The following is a 14,550-nucleotide window of genomic DNA, read 5'->3' on the forward strand; positions in this document are numbered from 1 at the left end:
AACGTGTTCTTTGAGATAGGCGGCGACGGCGAGCTCACGCCCGTTCAGCGTCGCATCACCAATACCGGTCACACCATCCTCCGTAGTAATCCGAAGCGTCACAAAATTACGGGAGGGACTGGTCACAAACACATCAGCAGCAATGATTTTCACAAAAGATCCAGGCTTTCTTAATCGATAAAGCGGCGGGTTAAGCGGGCAGGGGTGGACCGCGAAGGGGTCAACGTTGCGTGGCTCCGCTGGGAGTGGTTCCCAGCAGGGCGAGCTCCGCACGGCCGGGAAGGCCTTCCCAGTCGCCCGCAGTGCTGACGGCGAAGGCTCCGGTGAGCACGCCGCGCTGCAGGCGGCCGGCCACGTCGGCGCCGTCAAGCAGGGCGGACAGGTAGCCGGCGGTGAAGGCGTCGCCGGCTCCCACCGTGTCGATGCTGGTCACCGGGACGGCCGGGGCGTCCCACCGGCCCTCCGGGGTGTGGACGCTGGCGCCGGCCGCGCCCCGCTTGACCACAACTTCGCGGACTCCTAGCCCAAGGATTTCGGCAACCATCGCCGATTCACTGGTGTCCGTCCCTGGTGCACTGTCCGGTGCGGCGGCAACCAGGCCAAGTTCGTCGTCGGAAGCGATCAGGATGCCGGCGTGCCGCACCAGCGGTGCCAGCACTTTCCGCGCCTCTTCCCGGGACCAAAGCTTGCTGCGGTAGTTGACGTCGAAGGACACCACTGCCCCGGCGCCGGCGGCTTGTTCGGCAGCATATTCCACTGCCTTCCGTGACTCCGGGCTGAGGGCGGCCGTGATGCCGGTCAGGTGGAGGATGCGGGCGCCCGCGCTGAGGGCCTGTTCCAGGTCCTCCGGGCACAGCGTTGATCCTGCCGAGCCGGAGCGGTAGTAGAAGGCGCGGGTCACGTCGGCGGTGCGTTGTTCAAGGAACATCACCCCGGTCCGTCGGGCAGCGACCTCGCGGTGCTCCAGCCGGACCCCCTCGGCACGGAGCTGGCGGAGGATGAACTCGCCGTGCGGATCGGCACCCACCACGCCGGCCCAGGTGACGCTGTGCCCGAGCCGTGCAAGGCCGACGGCCACGTTCGACTCGGCGCCGGCAACGTGCATGGTCAGGGCGCCGCCGGCGGACAGCGGCCCGGCGGAGCGCAGGGAGACCATGGACTCGCCGAAGGTCAGGAGGTCCACGGAAGGCCGTTCGACGGCGGCAGTCACCGCAGGCCCTCGGCGGCCCGGTCGTTGTACTCCGCGGCAAGGGCAACAAAGCGGCGCGCGCGTCCGCGCATCGGCGCAAGGTCGCCCCCGGATCCGGCATCGCCGAACAGCGGCCCTCCCAGCCCGACCGCGATGGCCCCGGCTCCCCAGTATCCGGCGGCTTCCCCGAGCCCGACGCCGCCCACTGCGATGAACGGGATGTCCGGGAACGGATCGCGCAGCGCCTTGAGGTAACCGGGCCCGCCGATGGAGGCGGGAAAAAGCTTGACTGCCGTGGCGCCGCGGTTCATCGCCTCGAATGCCTCGCTCGGAGTGAGGGCCCCGGCCAGGACGGCGATCCCCCGCCCGGCCGCCGCCTCAATGGAGGGGGCGAGTGACGGGGTGACCACAAACTGGCCGCCCGCCGACTCGACGTTTTCCGCGTCCTGCTTTGTCAGCACGGTCCCGGCGCCCACGAAGCACCCGGCGGGTGCAGCGGCGCGAACCTGGCTGATCGCGGTGAGCGCTCCCGGCGTCGTCAGGGCGATTTCAACGTACTTGAAGCCTTCCTCCATCGCAGCGAGGGCCGCCCTCCCCGTGGCCGCGCCGTCCGTGCCGCGCACGATCGCCACCAGCCTGGCCTGGCGCACCCCGGCCAGCAGGGCCTCGGGGGTCAGGGTGTTTTCCATGCCGGGATTCTCCTTTTGAGGGGTGTCCGTGTCCGTGCCCGCAGTCCGGGCCGTCACCATTCTGCGAACGCGCCGTCCGGCTGCCGCCAGACCGGGCCCCGCCAGGCGTGTCCGCGCTTGTCCGCGGCCCGGACCACGGCTTCGTCGATCTCAATGCCCAGGCCGGGTCCGGTGAGCCGCTCGATGTGGCCGTCCACAAACTTCAGTGGCGTTTTGTCCACCACGTAGTCCAGGACCTCGGCACCCTTGTTGTAGTGGATGCCGATGCTCTGTTCCTGGATCAGGAAGTTGGGTGTCGCGAAGCCCACCTGGAGGCATGCGGCGAGTGCCAGCGGGCCCAACGGGCAGTGCGGCGCCAGCTGGACTTCATAGACCTCGGCAAGCGAGGCGATCTTGCGGACCTCCGTGATGCCGCCCGCGTGGGAGAGGTCCGGCTGGGCCACGGCGATGCCGGCCTGCAGCGCCGGCAGGAATTCCTGCCGGCTGTAGAGCCGCTCGCCCGAGGAGACCGGCGTGGTAGTGGACGACGTGAACTCGCGCAGCAGGTGCGTGTTCTCGGGGACCACGGGCTCTTCGAGGAAGAAAGGCCGGTACGGTTCCAGCAGCGGCGCCACGCGGCGGGCGTTGGCGAGGCTGAAGCGGCCGTGGAAGTCCACTGCAACGTCCCGGTGCTCACCCAGGACTTCGCGGGCGGCGGCCACCCGGCGGACAACGCCGTCGAGCTCGGCCACCGAGGCGATCGGGCTCATCCGGCCGCTGGCATTCATCTTCACCGCGGTGAGGCCCACCTCCAGCTGGGCACTGATCTGGTCGGCCACCTCGTTGGGTTCGTCGCCGCCCACCCACCCGTACATCCGGATGCGGTCCCGGACGTGGCCGCCCAGCAGCTGGTGCACGGGGGTGTTGAAGTGCTTGCCGGCGATATCCCAGAGCGCCTGGTCCAGGCCCGAGACGGCGCTGGCGAGGATGGGGCCGCCGCGGTAGAAGGACCCTTTGGTCATCACCTGCCAGTGGTCCTCGATCCGCAGTGCGTCGTTGCCGATCAGGAGTTCGGCGAGCTGCTCGACGGCGGTGCGCACCGTCTCGCTGCGGCCTTCGCATGTTGCCTCTCCCCAGCCGACAATTCCGCTGTCCGTCTCGATCCGGACGAAGAGCCAGCGCGGCGCGACGAGGAAGGTTTCAATCCTGCTGATGAACGTCATCTGTTCCCTAGCCCTTGGTCGCGCCGGCGGTGAGGCCGGAAACGATGTACTTCTGCGTGAAGAGCGCAATGATCATGATCGGGATGGTGACCACGGTGGCAGCCGCCATCAGCCCGCCCCAGTCGATGCTGGCGTAGGACACAAAGTCGAAGATGGCCACGGGCAGCGTCTTGGTGCTGGAGCCGGAGAGCACCAGTGCGAACATGAAGTTGTTCCAGGAAAAGATGAACGAGAGGATCCCGGCCGTGGCGATCCCCGCGACGGACAGCGGCAGCGTGATGAGGCGGAACGCGCCGATCGGGGTGAGGCCGTCCACCTGGGCGGACTCCTCCAGCTCCAACGGCAGTGAATCGAAGTAGCTCATCATGATGTAGACGATCAGCGGCAGGGCAACGAACATGTGGCTGAGGATAAGCACCTCGAAACGGCCCACCATCCGCAGGTTGGAGAACACGTAGTACCAGGGCACCAGCAGTGACACGCCGGGAATCACGCGGGCCATCAGGACCACGAGGGCGGAGCGGTGCATCGTGAAGCGGCTCATCGCGTATGCGGCAGGCACTCCGAGCACAATGGACAGTGCGGTGGAAACGAAGGCCACCCAGAAGCTGTTGAAAATGAAGACGAAGTAGTTGTTCCGCTGCAGGACGTTGGCGTAGTTCTCGCCGGTGGGCGTGAAGAACAGGGCCTTGCCGGTGTCATAGATGTCCACGTTGGTCTTGAGGGAGGCAAGGAACATCCAGAACAGCGGGGCGAGGAGGAACACCACCACGGCAATGAGGGCTGCAACCCGGAAGACCTTGTAGAGCCTGACGGACAGGGGCTTCCGGCGGCGGTGAAGCACCTGGGGCTTTCCGGCTGTTTGGGTTGGGGTCAGGACGGTCATTTGCTTACCGCTTTCTTGCGCATGGTCAGCAGCCACATGGAGCCGATGATGATCATGAAGAACAGGATCAAGACGGCGGAGGACAGCCCGTACTGGTTGTAGTCGAAGCTCAGCCCGTAGGCATAGACGTTCAGGGTTTCCACTTCGTTGAAGGAGCCGCCGCCTTTGCCCTTGGTGGCGTACAGGATGTCGAAGGTCTTCAGGGCGTCGATGCCGCGGAGCAGGATGGCAACGATCACGGTGGGCATCATGAGGGGCAGCGTGATGTAGAAGAAGCGCTGGAAGGCGTTCGCGCCATCCACCCGGGCAGCCTCGTCAGGTTCATCGGAGAGGGACGTCAGCCCGGCCAGGAGGATCAGCACCACCATGGGGGTCCACTGCCAGACGTCCATGAAGATGGTTGTGCCCAGGGCCGTGTCCTGGCCGGAAAGCCAGGGCTGCGGCGGAATGCCGATCATTCCCAGCAGCTGGTTGGCGAAGCCGATGTTGGGATCGAAGATCAGCCGCCACATCATGCCGACGGCAACCGGGGTGGCCACCAGCGGAAGCAGGATGGCCACGCGGACCCACTTTTCACCGCGGAAGGGACGCCATAGGAGCAGAGCGATGCCCATGCCGAGCACAACCTCGCAGACCAGCGCGACACCCGTGAAGGTCAGCGTGCGGCCCACTGCAGGCCAGAAGCGTTCGGTGTCAGTGAGGACAGTGAGGTAGTTCTGAAGGCCGATGAACTCCGTGGCGGCGCGCACCGAGCCCTGCGAATCGGTGAGGCTCAGGTACAGGGTCCACACCAGCGGGAAGACAATCAGAACGCCGACGAAGATCATCGCAGGGGCCGCAAAGAGCCATTTGCGGTGCCGGTTGGACCAGGCGGAGACGTTCCCCCCAAGGCTGGGAGGGCGGCCGGCGCTGCGGGCGGGAGCGCTGCGGGGAGCGTTCGTTACGGACATGGTTCACCTAAGGAGTTGGGGGGAGCGGTCCGCGGCGGGACGGCGACAGGGTCTGCCGTCCCGCCGGGCTGTGGTGCTGGCTGCGATGGACGCAGCGCAGGCGCCTGCTGCGTTACTTCTTTTCGCCGTCCAGGAACTTCTGGAAGGCTTCGTGGGCTGAGTCAGCCGCGGCGGCGGGGTCGGCGCCGGTGATGCTGGCTACGATGGGCTCGCCCACGATTTCCCTGGCCTTGCCCACGGTGACAACCTGGGGACGGTCGTGGCCAACACCGTTTTTCGCGCTGACAGCGATGGCTTCGGCGAGGTCCTTGGGGTAGGTGGAGGTTCCCTCGGCGTTGGACCAGACGGAAGTCCTGGGTCCGGGGACACCGGCCTTCTGCGCGGCCAGGGTGCGTTCCTTGCCCGTGGCCCACTGGATGAATTTCCACGCGTTGTCCTGGTTGCTGGACGCCTCGTTGACGGCAAGGCCCCAGGACGGGATGTTGTAGGGCTTGGACCCTGCAGGACCTGCGGGCAGTGGCGCGAACCCGACCTTGTCCGCAACCTTGGACTTGGCCGGGTCAGTGGCGTTCTTGTAGAGCGAGTCCGCCTCAGTGTAGAAGGCGGCCTTGCCCTGGGTGAAGATTGCCATCGCCTCGGGCCAGCTCATGTCGGTGCTGACATTGGCGGGGCCGTAGTTCCTGATCAGGCCGCCGTAGTACCCGTAGGCCTTCTTCGCTGCATCCGAGTTGACTGCAGACTTTCCGCTGGCGTCCGTAAAGTCGCCACCGAAGCTGTAAAGGAAGCTGGAGAACTGGGTGACGGCCGCGGACTTGCCGGTGCGGGCCACGAAGCCGGCAATGTCGGGGTTGGACGCCTTGATGGCCTTGGCTGCCGCTTCGAGCTCCTCCATCGTCTTGGGAACCTGGAGGCCGGCGGCCTGCAGCAGGTCCTTGCGGTAGTAGAGGACCTCGCGCTCGGTGATGATCGGAACGCCGACGACCTTGCCGTCGGCGGTGGTGGCCTTGACCGGGCCTTCCTGGTAGTCCTTCCAGTCCCAACCGGAATCGGAGGACACCTTTTCGGTCAGGTCGGCAAGGTAGCCGTTCTTGGCGAACGCCTTGCCTTCCTGGAGCGGGCGGTACATCATCACGTCGATCTCATCGCTGCCCGCGTTGAGCTTGACGTTGTACTGGTCCGAGAGCTGGTCTTCGCCGAGCTGAGTAAGTTCCACCTTGAGCCCGCTGGACTTCTCGAAGTCGGGAATGGCTGCCTTGATGCCTTCGGTCCAGACGTGGTTGGCCAGCGTCACCCGCACCGTGCCTGATTCCTTGGCGTCCGTGCTGCCGCCGCCCCCGCTGCAGGCGGTCAGCCCCAGCGAAAGTGCTGCGGCGACTGCCGCGTACTTCACGATTGAACGTCGCTTCATTACGACTCCCTTTGCTTTCTGAGGACTGACATCACTGTCCAGCCGCCCTACAAATGCATCTTTACATCTGCCTTGGAAGCGATCATATGGAAATAAGGCAGACTTAGACAACCCCTTGCCAGTGAGCCGTATGATTTATTTATGAAAACCCCAAAGGCGGAGTCTCCTACCGACCTGCATGCCGCGCTGGTCGAAAGCCTGGGGCTCGGCATTGCCGATGGGCGCTGGGCCCCACATTCCGTCCTGCGGCTTGATGAGCTGGAGGGGCAGCACAACGTGTCCCGGTCCGTGGTCCGTGAAGCGGCCCGGGTGCTGTCATCAAAGGGCATGCTGGAATCCCGGCGGCGGTTTGGGACAGTTGTGCAGCCTGAGGAGTGCTGGAATCTCTACGATCCGCAAGTGATCCGCTGGCGCCTTGCTTCCGCCCGCCGGCTGGAGCAGTTGCAGTCCCTTAATGAACTTCGCGGAGCCATCGAACCGCAGGCTGCACGCCTCGCCGCCGAACGGGCCTCCTGGGATGCCGGCAGCGAACTCGTCTCCCTTGCGGCCAGGCTGTGGGCCGCCGGCCAGCGCGGAGACCAGGAGGAATTCCTCCGGCTGGACGTGGAGTTCCATGCCGCAATACTCAAAGCTTCCGGCAATGCAATGTTTTCCCAGCTGCAAAACCTTGTGGCAGAGGTCCTCACGGGCCGGACAGAGCATGGCCTGATGCCCCACCTGCCGCACCACGAGGCCCTGCAGCTGCATGTGGATCTGGCCAGCGCGATCCAGCGCGGCGAGGCGGGCGCAGCGCACGCAGCGATGAGCAGGATTGTGGAGCAGTCCACCGAAGAAATGGGCCAGATCTGGTCAAGCAGCCAGGGCGGGGCGGGCAACGCTCCGCTGGCCCCTCCGGCGGACATCGCCCACACCTAGGGGAGCCCCGCAAGGCAAGCGCGCTTCGGGCGCTTTACGCCGAGGCTCACCGCCCCTTGGCCGAAGCCAGCCCATTTCACAAGGAATTCCAGCGCAGGCAATGCTTCGGGCATGCCCGCGGCGAGGTTCATGTGCCCGTGGACCGGATCCGTCCTCGTCCACGACCTCCACGCCGGCTTCGCGCGCTTCCACACTAGCCAACCTTTCCAGCCGTAAAGACGCCCCAGAACCCAGGAGGGCCTAAACGAGGTTCTCCACCAGCGAGACATCCCGCACCGCACCCTTGTCTGCAGACAGAGCCATGGCGGCGTAGGCGCGCAGGGCCGGGGACACCAGGCGGTCCCGGTTCTTGGCCTTGTAACCGCCATTGGCTTCCAGTTTCTCGCGACGCTCGGCAAGGACCTCGTCGGAGACCTCCAGCTGCATTGAGCGCTGAGAGATGTCGATGCTGATGATGTCGCCGTTCTCCACCAGGGCGATAGTGCCGCCGGAGGCGGCCTCCGGGGAGATGTGGCCGATCGAGAGGCCGGAGGTGCCGCCGGAGAAGCGGCCGTCCGTAATCAGGGCGCACTTCTTGCCCAGGCCGCGGCCCTTGAGGAACGACGTCGGGTAGAGCATTTCCTGCATGCCCGGACCGCCACGGGGGCCTTCGTAGCGGATGACCACTACGTCGCCTTCCTTGACGGTCTTGTTGAGGATCTTTTCCACGGCCTCGTCCTGGGACTCGCACACCACGGCTGGGCCGGAGAAGGTCCAGATCGACTCGTCCACGCCGGCGGTCTTCACCACGGCGCCGTCGATGGCCACGTTGCCGCGGAGCACGGCCAGCCCGCCGTCCTTGGAGTAGGCGTGTTCCACGGAGCGGATGCAGCCTTCCGCGGCGTCGGTGTCCAGGGAGGTCCACTCGTTCGACTGGGAGAACGCGGTGGAAGAGCGGACGCCGCCGGGAGCCGCGTGCCACAGGGCCTTCGCTTCTTCGGTTGCCTTGCCGCCGCGGATGTCCCAGTCGTCCAGCCAGCCGTCCAGGTCGGCGGAGTGCACGGAGTGGACGTCCTTGTGCAGCAGGCCGCCGCGGTTCAGCTCGCCCAGCAGGGCAGGGATGCCGCCGGCGCGGTGCACATCCTCCATGTAGTAGGTCTTGTCCTTGGCGACGTTCGGGGCCACCTTTGCCAAACAGGGCACCTTGCGGGACTTGGCATCCATCTCCGCCAGTCCATAATCCACGCCTGCCTCCTGGGCCGCGGCCAGCAGGTGCAGGATGGTGTTGGTGGAACCGCCCATGGAAATATCCAGCGCCATGGCGTTGTCGAATGCCTTGGCGGTGGCGATGGAGCGCGGCAGCACGGAGTCGTCGTCGCCGTCGTAATAGCGCTTCACCAGCTCGACGACGGTGCTGCCGGCCTTCTCGTACAGCGCCTTGCGCGCGGTGTGGGTGGCCAGTACGGAGCCGTTGCCCGGCAGGGACAGGCCGATGGCCTCGGTGAGGCAGTTCATGGAGTTGGCGGTGAACATGCCGGAGCAGGAACCGCAGGTAGGGCAGGCGTTCTCTTCGATGAGGTTGATGTCTTCATCGGAGATGGACTCGTCCACGGCGTCGGCGATCGCGTTCACCAGGTCCAGGGAGCGCACGGACCCGTCAGTCAGGGTCACGCGGCCCGCCTCCATGGGTCCGCCGGAAACGAAGACCACGGGGATGTTCAGGCGCAGCGCCGCCATGAGCATGCCGGGGGTGATCTTGTCGCAGTTGGAGATGCAGACCAGGGCGTCGGCGCAGTGGGCGTTGACCATGTACTCCACGGAGTCGGCGATCAGGTCGCGCGATGGCAGCGAGTAGAGCATGCCGCTGTGGCCCATCGCAATGCCGTCGTCCACGGCAATGGTGTTGAACTCGCGCGGCACGGCGCCGGCGGCGAGGATCGCGTCGGAGACGATCCGGCCCACGGGGGCGAGGTGGGTGTGGCCCGGGACGAATTCGGTGAAGGAGTTGGCCACGGCGATGATCGGCTTGCCGATGTCCGTGTTGGCGACGCCGGAGGCGCGCAGCAGTGCGCGGGCGCCGGCCATGTTGCGGCCGTGGGTGACAGTACGTGAACGAAGAGGAGGCATGCTACCGATCCTGCCGTTCCGGGCGCGCGGGCGGAAGACAGTGTTGATACTAGTAGCAGCAGTACCAGAGTACTAGTGTTGGATGTCGTGAAAGAGGCAGGCGAAAAGCGCAAGGAACTCGGTCTTTTCCTGCGGGCACGTCGCGACCAGGCACTGCGGTCGGAGTACGGCCTGCCGCCCGTGGCCCGCCGGCGGGAACGGGGGCTGCGGCGGGAGGAAGTGGCCTTCCTTTCCGGCGTGAGCGTCACTTGGTACACGTGGCTCGAGCAGGGCCGCGAGATCAGGCCCTCGCGGGAAGTCCTGGAATCCGTGGCCCGGACCCTCCACCTCTCGGAGACCGGCCGCTCCTACGTCCTGTCCCTCGCGGGCTATTCCGCGCCGGTGTCCGCAGGCCCGGCGGCTGCCGACGCTCCAGCCCACATCCAGCGGCTCCTCGACGCCCTGGGCCCGAACCCGGCCTTTGCGCTCGCCCCGGACTGGAGCGTCACGGGCTGGAACAGGGCCTACGCCGCGCTGTACCCCAACATCGCCAACGTGGCCGCCCCGGAACGGAACCTGCTGTGGCTGGTTTTCACCGACCCGTATGTCCGTGAACTGCTCCCCGACTGGGACGTCACCAGCAGGCGGTTCCTTGCCGAATTCCGGGCAGAAGCCGGGCAGCGGCTCGGCGATCCGGACGTGGCCTACCAGGTGGAGCGGCTCAAGGACACGAGTCCGGAATTCAAGGAGGGCTGGGACCGGTACGACATCCTGGGCTTCGAATCCCGCGAGCGGCTGTTCCACCACCCGTCGGTGGGCGTCCTCAGGCTGGAACACCACCAGGTCTCGCCCTCGGACCGGCCCGACCTCCATCTTGTGGTCTACACTCCGGCGCCGGAAAGCGACGCCGCTGAGCAGATCCAGCGGCTCCTGGCCGTGGGCAGCTAGTACGACGCCGGCCTCCACTCCCCCAGGTACCGTCGCCTCGAGGTGGAACGCGCCGTCGTCGTGCTTCCATTCCACACGGACGGTTCCAGGAATCCCACCGCATTTGCCGGGCTTAGGAAAAAGAGTCACCGCCCCGCCCATCCGGCAGCGCCGCCGCTCCGAACCCCCACTGGGGACAAAAGTCTTTCCAGGAAAGGACGGAACGGTGGACGCAGCGGACCAGCAGGCCCTGACCGGCGCAGTGATACGGGAGCACGGCCTGGACATGGGGCAGTTGTGGCTGGAACACCTGGCCATCGGCGGCGACGCTTCCGAGGAGGAAATCCGGGACTACAGCGCTGGGCTGGCAACCCTTCCTCCAAAGGACCGGGACACTTTGGCCCAGGCTGTCAATGAGCATTGTGCTGCAGCGGGACTGCTGTCCCGGGCGCCGTTCAGTGACTCCCTGCTGGCCCTGGCACGCAGCGACTCGCAGGAACCCTACTCGTCGAAGTAGGTCGAGATTCCGGAACTGCCGGGGATTGACGCAACCACGGTTGCGGCAACGTCCTTGAGCTTCATGTTCCGTGTGTTGGATGCCTGCAGCAGCACGCTGAACGCCTGGTGCTGGCTGCAATGGCTTTGGGCCATGATGGCGCCTGTGGCCAGGTCGATCACGGTCCGCGATTTCATGGCCTCGCTCATGCTGTCCCTGGTGTCCTGCAACTTGCCGATCCGCAGGGCCAGCCGCAGGCTTTTTGAAACCTGGCCGGAGAAGGCCCGGGCAGCGGCAATGTCTTCGCTGCTGAATGCCTGCAGCTGCCCGCAGTACAGGCTGAGTGCCCCACGGATGTCTTCGCCCAGCGCGAGCGGAACGCTCACTGCGGAGAACAGTCCCTCCCTGGAAAGGGCACTCGCATACGCGGGCCACCGCTTTTCCTGGCTCACATCGGCGACCAGGACCGTGTCCGAGGTGCGCATGGCGGTGACGCCTGGACCGTCGCCGTCCTTGTCCTGGAACTGGTCGAGGATGCGGATGCAGGGATCGCTGCCGGCGATGGCCGTGGCCTTCTTGTGCCTTTCGACGGCGACTCCGCAGAAAATTTCCCGGCCAGGGCTGCTGAACCGTCCCGCGGCATAGCTGGCCAGGTCCTGAAGGAACTGGTCAACATCGGGGCTGTCCAGCACCAGGTCCTGAAGATGCAGCGCGACGTCAGTGAAAACCTCGTCATTCGCGGCTTCGGCGTGAGCCACTGCTTCCCCCTCCCGAACAGCACAAAGGCCATGTAGTCCATTAAAGAACGCCTTGGCCGCTCACTGCCGAACGGTCATCCCAGCCTACCCGCGGGATAGTCATAATGTGTCCACCATGACAGACGCATGCCCGCGCACCGGGAATGTCACAGTGTTTGGTGAGTCTGCGAAGGCCGCCGGCTGACGGTGTAACGGTGTAACGGTGTAACGGTGTAACGGTGTAAGCCTAGGCGGCGGCCAAGGCGTTGAGCGTGTCCCGTATCCCGTTCAGCGCCGGGTCCCGCAGGGACATAAAGGCAGGCTTCAGGAGCGGCTGGACGATTTTGGCAGGCCCTTTGATGCTGAACTCCGCGGTGTATTTCACTACAGACCCCTGGGCGGCGGGACTCACGTCAATGGAGTCGAAGGCCGTGACGGATTTGTTCTCGCCACGGAGCTTGATGTGGTTCTCCGTCAGCTCGATGACCTCGTACTCCAGTGACTGGCGCTTGCCACGGAATTCGGACTCGGCGTGGTACCGGTGCCCCACCGCAACCGGGCCTGGCGTCAGTTTTTCCATCACCGGAGTGTTGGGGTCCCACTCACTGGTGTTCTCGAACGCGCTCAGGAAGGCAAAGGCCTTCTCAGCGGACAGTTTGGTTTCCACACTTCCGGTGACTGTGATCATCACCCCAGTGTAGGAAACAGGCAACCGGGAAGCCCAGCCCTCCGGTGCCCACGCACGGGAACGGCAGCAGCGCACCGGACGGAACCCGCCGGGGCGCTGCTGCCGTGAATCACGGTTGTGCGGTCAGCTGACCTGCAGGCCGCCGTTGATGTCGTAGGTCGCTGCGGTGATGTAGCCAGCGTCCTTCCCGAGCAGGAAGGAAATGAGGGCGGCCACTTCCTCGCGGGTACCCACCCTTCCCATCATGATGCCCTCGGACATCTGGGCCTTGCGTTCCTCGGTGAGGGTGCCGCCCATGATGTCTGTGTCGATGGGACCCGGTGCGATCGCATTGACGGTAACGCCGAACTCCCCCACTTCACGGGCAAGGGCCCTGGTGAAGCCGATGATTCCGGCCTTGGAGGCGCTGTAGGCCACCTTGGAGTAGGTGCCGCCGCCGCGCTGGGCGGAAATCGAGGAAATGCTCACGATGCGTCCAAGCTTGCGCTCAATCATTCCCTTGAGGACTCGCTGGGACACGATAAACGTTCCGCGCATGTTGATCGCGAATACCTTGTCCCACTCCTCCACGCTGGTTTCCATGAAGGTTGTGGGCGAGCTGATGCCTGCAAGGTTGGCGAGGGCAACGATCGGCGGCAGCGAGTCTTCGATTTCGCTAATGGCCCGGTCCACGGAGGCCGCGTCGGAAACATCCGCGCCGACTCCAATGGCCTTCACTGCACGGTTGGATCCGATCTCCGCAGCCGCGTCTTTGGCATCTTCGGCGTTGATGTCGAGGATCGCGATGGACCAGCCCTCGCTGGCCATCAGGTCCGCCGTGGCCCGGCCGATGCCGCGGGCAGAGGCAGCCCCGGTCAGTACGACGGTTCGTTCAGCGGGAAATGGGGTGGTTGTCACAGGTGTATCTTTCGTCAGGGTTCGGGGTCAGGAGACTTTGGCTGCGTTGACTTCTGCCGCAGCGGCAACTGCGGGGTCCAGGGCGGCGTCGCCCTCAGGCCGCTTCCGGGCGTAGAAGTATGTGGCCACTGCCGTGACGCACAGGCAGAAGGACAGGAAGAGCAGGCCGCTCTGGTTGTTGCCGGTGGCGTCCTTGAGCAGGCCCACGGCGTACGGGGCCACAAAGCCGCCGAGGTTGCCAAGGGAGTTCACCAGCGCCAGTCCGGAGGCAGCAGCTGCTCCGGTGAGCGCGGCGGACGGCATGGACAGGAACGGTGCAATAGCGCCGTAGATGCCCATCGCCGCAGCGGTCAGGGCGATGAGGGCAAGGATGGGGTTGACCGGGAGCAGGTAGCCCGCGGCCAGCAGGCCCATGCCGGCCAGCACCATGCTGACGGAGGAGTGCCAGGCGCGCTTGCCCGTGCGGTCCGCCCGCCGGCTCCAGAAGTACACAAAGACTGCGGCAATGGAGTACGGAATGAGGACAATGAAGCCCACCTCGGTGGTGGAGAACTTGCCAAGGGCGGCCACGATGGTGGGCATCCAGAGGCCCAGGCCGTAGATGCCGCAGACCAGGCCGAAGTACAGGGCCGAGTAGGTCAGCGTGCGCTTGTCCTTGAGGCCGGCCAGGAAGTTGTGGCTGCCGACCTTGGATTTGGCGGCAAGCTCGGCGTCCATGGTGGTGGCGAGCCATTCGCGTTCTTCAGTGTTGAGCCATTTGGCGTCACGGGGACGGTCGGTCATCAGCATCGGGGTCAGCAGGCCAAGCAGAATGGCGGGGATGCCCTCGATGATGTAGAGCCACTGCCAGCCGTGGAGTCCCATGATGCCGTCCATCTGCAGCAGCAGGCCGGAGACCGGGGCGCCGAGTGCGTTGGAAATGGGCTGCGCCAGGATGAAGATTCCCAGGACGGTGACGCGCTGGGCGGCGGGGAACCACAGGGTCAGGTAGAAGAGGATCGCGGGGAAGAACCCGGCCTCGGCTGCACCCAGCAGGAAGCGGATGATGTAGTAGGTGCTTTCGCCGTTGACCAGCGCCATGGCGGTGGCAAAGATGCCCCACGTGATAAGGATCCTGGCCAGCCACTTGCGGGCGCCGAAGCGGTACATTCCAGCATTGCTGGGAACTTCCAGCAGGGCGTAGCCGAGGAAGAAGATGCCGGCGCCAAGGCCGTAGGCAGCGGCGGTGAGGCCGATGTCCTCGCTCATGGTGAGTTTGGCGAAACCTACGTTATTGCGGTCAAGGTAGGCAATGAAGTAAAGCAGGACAATCAGCGGCATGACGCGGCGGCGGACCTTGCGGAGCGTGCGCTCGCCGAGTTCGCCCAGTCCTGCGGACGGCATGGAGAGTGAAGTCATCGTCGACCTTCTATCTGGCGGACGCGGCGCGTTGGGGGCGGCGCGTCCGAGGGAAATGGGGATATTCCTTCTGCTGCCTATTG

14 protein-coding genes and 1 pseudogene are annotated in these 14,550 nt (G+C 65.4%); 3 read left to right on the forward strand and 12 right to left on the reverse strand.

Annotated features, from left to right (window positions below):
* From Q9R30_RS05235 to Q9R30_RS05265, 7 genes and pseudogenes are all read right to left on the reverse strand, one after another.
* Positions 1-153, reverse strand: a pseudogene (locus Q9R30_RS05235) (bifunctional D-altronate/D-mannonate dehydratase); the annotation flags it as partial.
* A 67-nt stretch (positions 154-220) separates the two neighbouring features.
* Positions 221-1,210, reverse strand: coding sequence for a sugar kinase (locus Q9R30_RS05240; protein WP_311216973.1), 990 nt, complete (start codon positions 1,208-1,210; stop codon positions 221-223).
* Complete coding sequence (locus Q9R30_RS05245) at positions 1,207-1,878, reverse strand: bifunctional 4-hydroxy-2-oxoglutarate aldolase/2-dehydro-3-deoxy-phosphogluconate aldolase (RefSeq protein ID WP_311216974.1); 672 nt, start codon at positions 1,876-1,878, stop codon at positions 1,207-1,209. The genes Q9R30_RS05240 and Q9R30_RS05245 overlap by 4 nt, the downstream gene beginning before the upstream one ends.
* Positions 1,879-1,931: 53 nt before the next feature.
* Positions 1,932-3,080 (reverse strand): galactonate dehydratase, encoded by a 1,149-nt coding sequence (gene dgoD, locus Q9R30_RS05250; RefSeq protein WP_104996542.1) that lies wholly within the window; start codon positions 3,078-3,080, stop codon positions 1,932-1,934.
* 7 nt (positions 3,081-3,087) lie between these two features.
* Positions 3,088-3,966 (reverse strand): carbohydrate ABC transporter permease, encoded by an 879-nt coding sequence (locus tag Q9R30_RS05255; protein WP_104996541.1) that lies wholly within the window; start codon positions 3,964-3,966, stop codon positions 3,088-3,090.
* Positions 3,963-4,916: a sugar ABC transporter permease gene (locus Q9R30_RS05260; RefSeq protein ID WP_311216975.1), complete on the reverse strand. Its 954-nt coding sequence runs from the start codon at positions 4,914-4,916 to the stop codon at positions 3,963-3,965. The genes Q9R30_RS05255 and Q9R30_RS05260 overlap by 4 nt, the downstream gene beginning before the upstream one ends.
* A 112-nt stretch (positions 4,917-5,028) precedes the next feature.
* A complete protein-coding gene (locus Q9R30_RS05265; protein ID WP_104996540.1) occupies positions 5,029-6,324 on the reverse strand; it encodes an ABC transporter substrate-binding protein in 1,296 nt (431 codons plus the stop codon).
* A gap of 141 nt (positions 6,325-6,465) precedes the next feature.
* Between Q9R30_RS05265 and Q9R30_RS05270 the strand changes: the two genes are divergently transcribed.
* Positions 6,466-7,239, forward strand: a complete 774-nt coding sequence (locus Q9R30_RS05270; protein WP_311216976.1) for an FCD domain-containing protein — start codon at positions 6,466-6,468, stop codon at positions 7,237-7,239.
* Between the two features lie 240 nt (positions 7,240-7,479).
* Here Q9R30_RS05270 and ilvD read toward each other — a convergent pair whose 3' ends face one another.
* Positions 7,480-9,345: a dihydroxy-acid dehydratase gene (gene ilvD / locus Q9R30_RS05275; protein WP_311216977.1), complete on the reverse strand. Its 1,866-nt coding sequence runs from the start codon at positions 9,343-9,345 to the stop codon at positions 7,480-7,482.
* A 75-nt stretch (positions 9,346-9,420) separates the two neighbouring features.
* Here ilvD and Q9R30_RS05280 point away from each other — a divergent pair, with 75 nt between their 5' ends.
* Together Q9R30_RS05280 and Q9R30_RS05285 are read left to right on the forward strand one after the other, a co-directional pair.
* A complete protein-coding gene (locus tag Q9R30_RS05280; RefSeq protein WP_104996536.1) occupies positions 9,421-10,272 on the forward strand; it encodes a helix-turn-helix transcriptional regulator in 852 nt (283 codons plus the stop codon).
* 205 nt (positions 10,273-10,477) lie between these two features.
* The gene (locus tag Q9R30_RS05285; RefSeq protein WP_104996535.1) at positions 10,478-10,768 is read left to right on the forward strand and encodes a hypothetical protein; all 291 of its coding nucleotides are present in this window, start codon (positions 10,478-10,480) and stop codon (positions 10,766-10,768) included.
* Here Q9R30_RS05285 and Q9R30_RS05290 read toward each other — a convergent pair.
* From Q9R30_RS05290 to Q9R30_RS05305, 4 genes are all read right to left on the reverse strand, one after another.
* On the reverse strand, positions 10,753-11,505 hold the full coding sequence (locus Q9R30_RS05290) for a GAF and ANTAR domain-containing protein (RefSeq protein ID WP_311216978.1): 753 nt from the start codon (positions 11,503-11,505) through the stop codon (positions 10,753-10,755). The two genes, Q9R30_RS05285 and Q9R30_RS05290, sit on opposite strands and share 16 nt — an antisense overlap.
* 226 nt (positions 11,506-11,731) lie before the next feature.
* The gene (locus Q9R30_RS05295) at positions 11,732-12,172 is read right to left on the reverse strand and encodes an SRPBCC family protein (RefSeq protein ID WP_104999579.1); all 441 of its coding nucleotides are present in this window, start codon (positions 12,170-12,172) and stop codon (positions 11,732-11,734) included.
* A 123-nt stretch (positions 12,173-12,295) separates the two neighbouring features.
* Entirely contained in the window at positions 12,296-13,069 is a 774-nt protein-coding gene (locus tag Q9R30_RS05300) for an SDR family NAD(P)-dependent oxidoreductase (protein ID WP_104996533.1), read from the reverse strand.
* A gap of 27 nt (positions 13,070-13,096) precedes the next feature.
* The gene (locus tag Q9R30_RS05305; RefSeq protein WP_104996532.1) at positions 13,097-14,467 is read right to left on the reverse strand and encodes an MFS transporter; all 1,371 of its coding nucleotides are present in this window, start codon (positions 14,465-14,467) and stop codon (positions 13,097-13,099) included.
* Between the last annotated feature and the right edge of the window lie 83 nt (positions 14,468-14,550).

The sequence above is a fragment of the Arthrobacter sp. AB6 genome (genome assembly GCF_031844545.1).
In the GTDB taxonomy this organism is placed as follows: domain Bacteria; phylum Actinomycetota; class Actinomycetes; order Actinomycetales; family Micrococcaceae; genus Arthrobacter.

What these genes read in the sequence shown, in the direction of transcription:
- Q9R30_RS05245 (WP_311216974.1), bottom strand. Translation starts at nt 1,878, where the DNA reads ATGGAAAACACCCTGACCCCCGAGGCCCTGCTGGCCGGGGTGCGCCAG.
- dgoD (WP_104996542.1), bottom strand. Translation starts at nt 3,080, where the DNA reads ATGACGTTCATCAGCAGGATTGAAACCTTCCTCGTCGCGCCGCGCTGG.
- Q9R30_RS05255 (WP_104996541.1), bottom strand. Translation starts at nt 3,966, where the DNA reads ATGACCGTCCTGACCCCAACCCAAACAGCCGGAAAGCCCCAGGTGCTT.
- Q9R30_RS05260 (WP_311216975.1), bottom strand. Translation starts at nt 4,916, where the DNA reads ATGTCCGTAACGAACGCTCCCCGCAGCGCTCCCGCCCGCAGCGCCGGC.
- Q9R30_RS05265 (WP_104996540.1), bottom strand. Translation starts at nt 6,324, where the DNA reads ATGAAGCGACGTTCAATCGTGAAGTACGCGGCAGTCGCCGCAGCACTT.
- Q9R30_RS05270 (WP_311216976.1), top strand. Translation starts at nt 6,466, where the DNA reads ATGAAAACCCCAAAGGCGGAGTCTCCTACCGACCTGCATGCCGCGCTG.
- ilvD (WP_311216977.1), bottom strand. Translation starts at nt 9,345, where the DNA reads ATGCCTCCTCTTCGTTCACGTACTGTCACCCACGGCCGCAACATGGCC.
- Q9R30_RS05295 (WP_104999579.1), bottom strand. Translation starts at nt 12,172, where the DNA reads ATGATCACAGTCACCGGAAGTGTGGAAACCAAACTGTCCGCTGAGAAG.
- Q9R30_RS05305 (WP_104996532.1), bottom strand. Translation starts at nt 14,467, where the DNA reads ATGACTTCACTCTCCATGCCGTCCGCAGGACTGGGCGAACTCGGCGAG.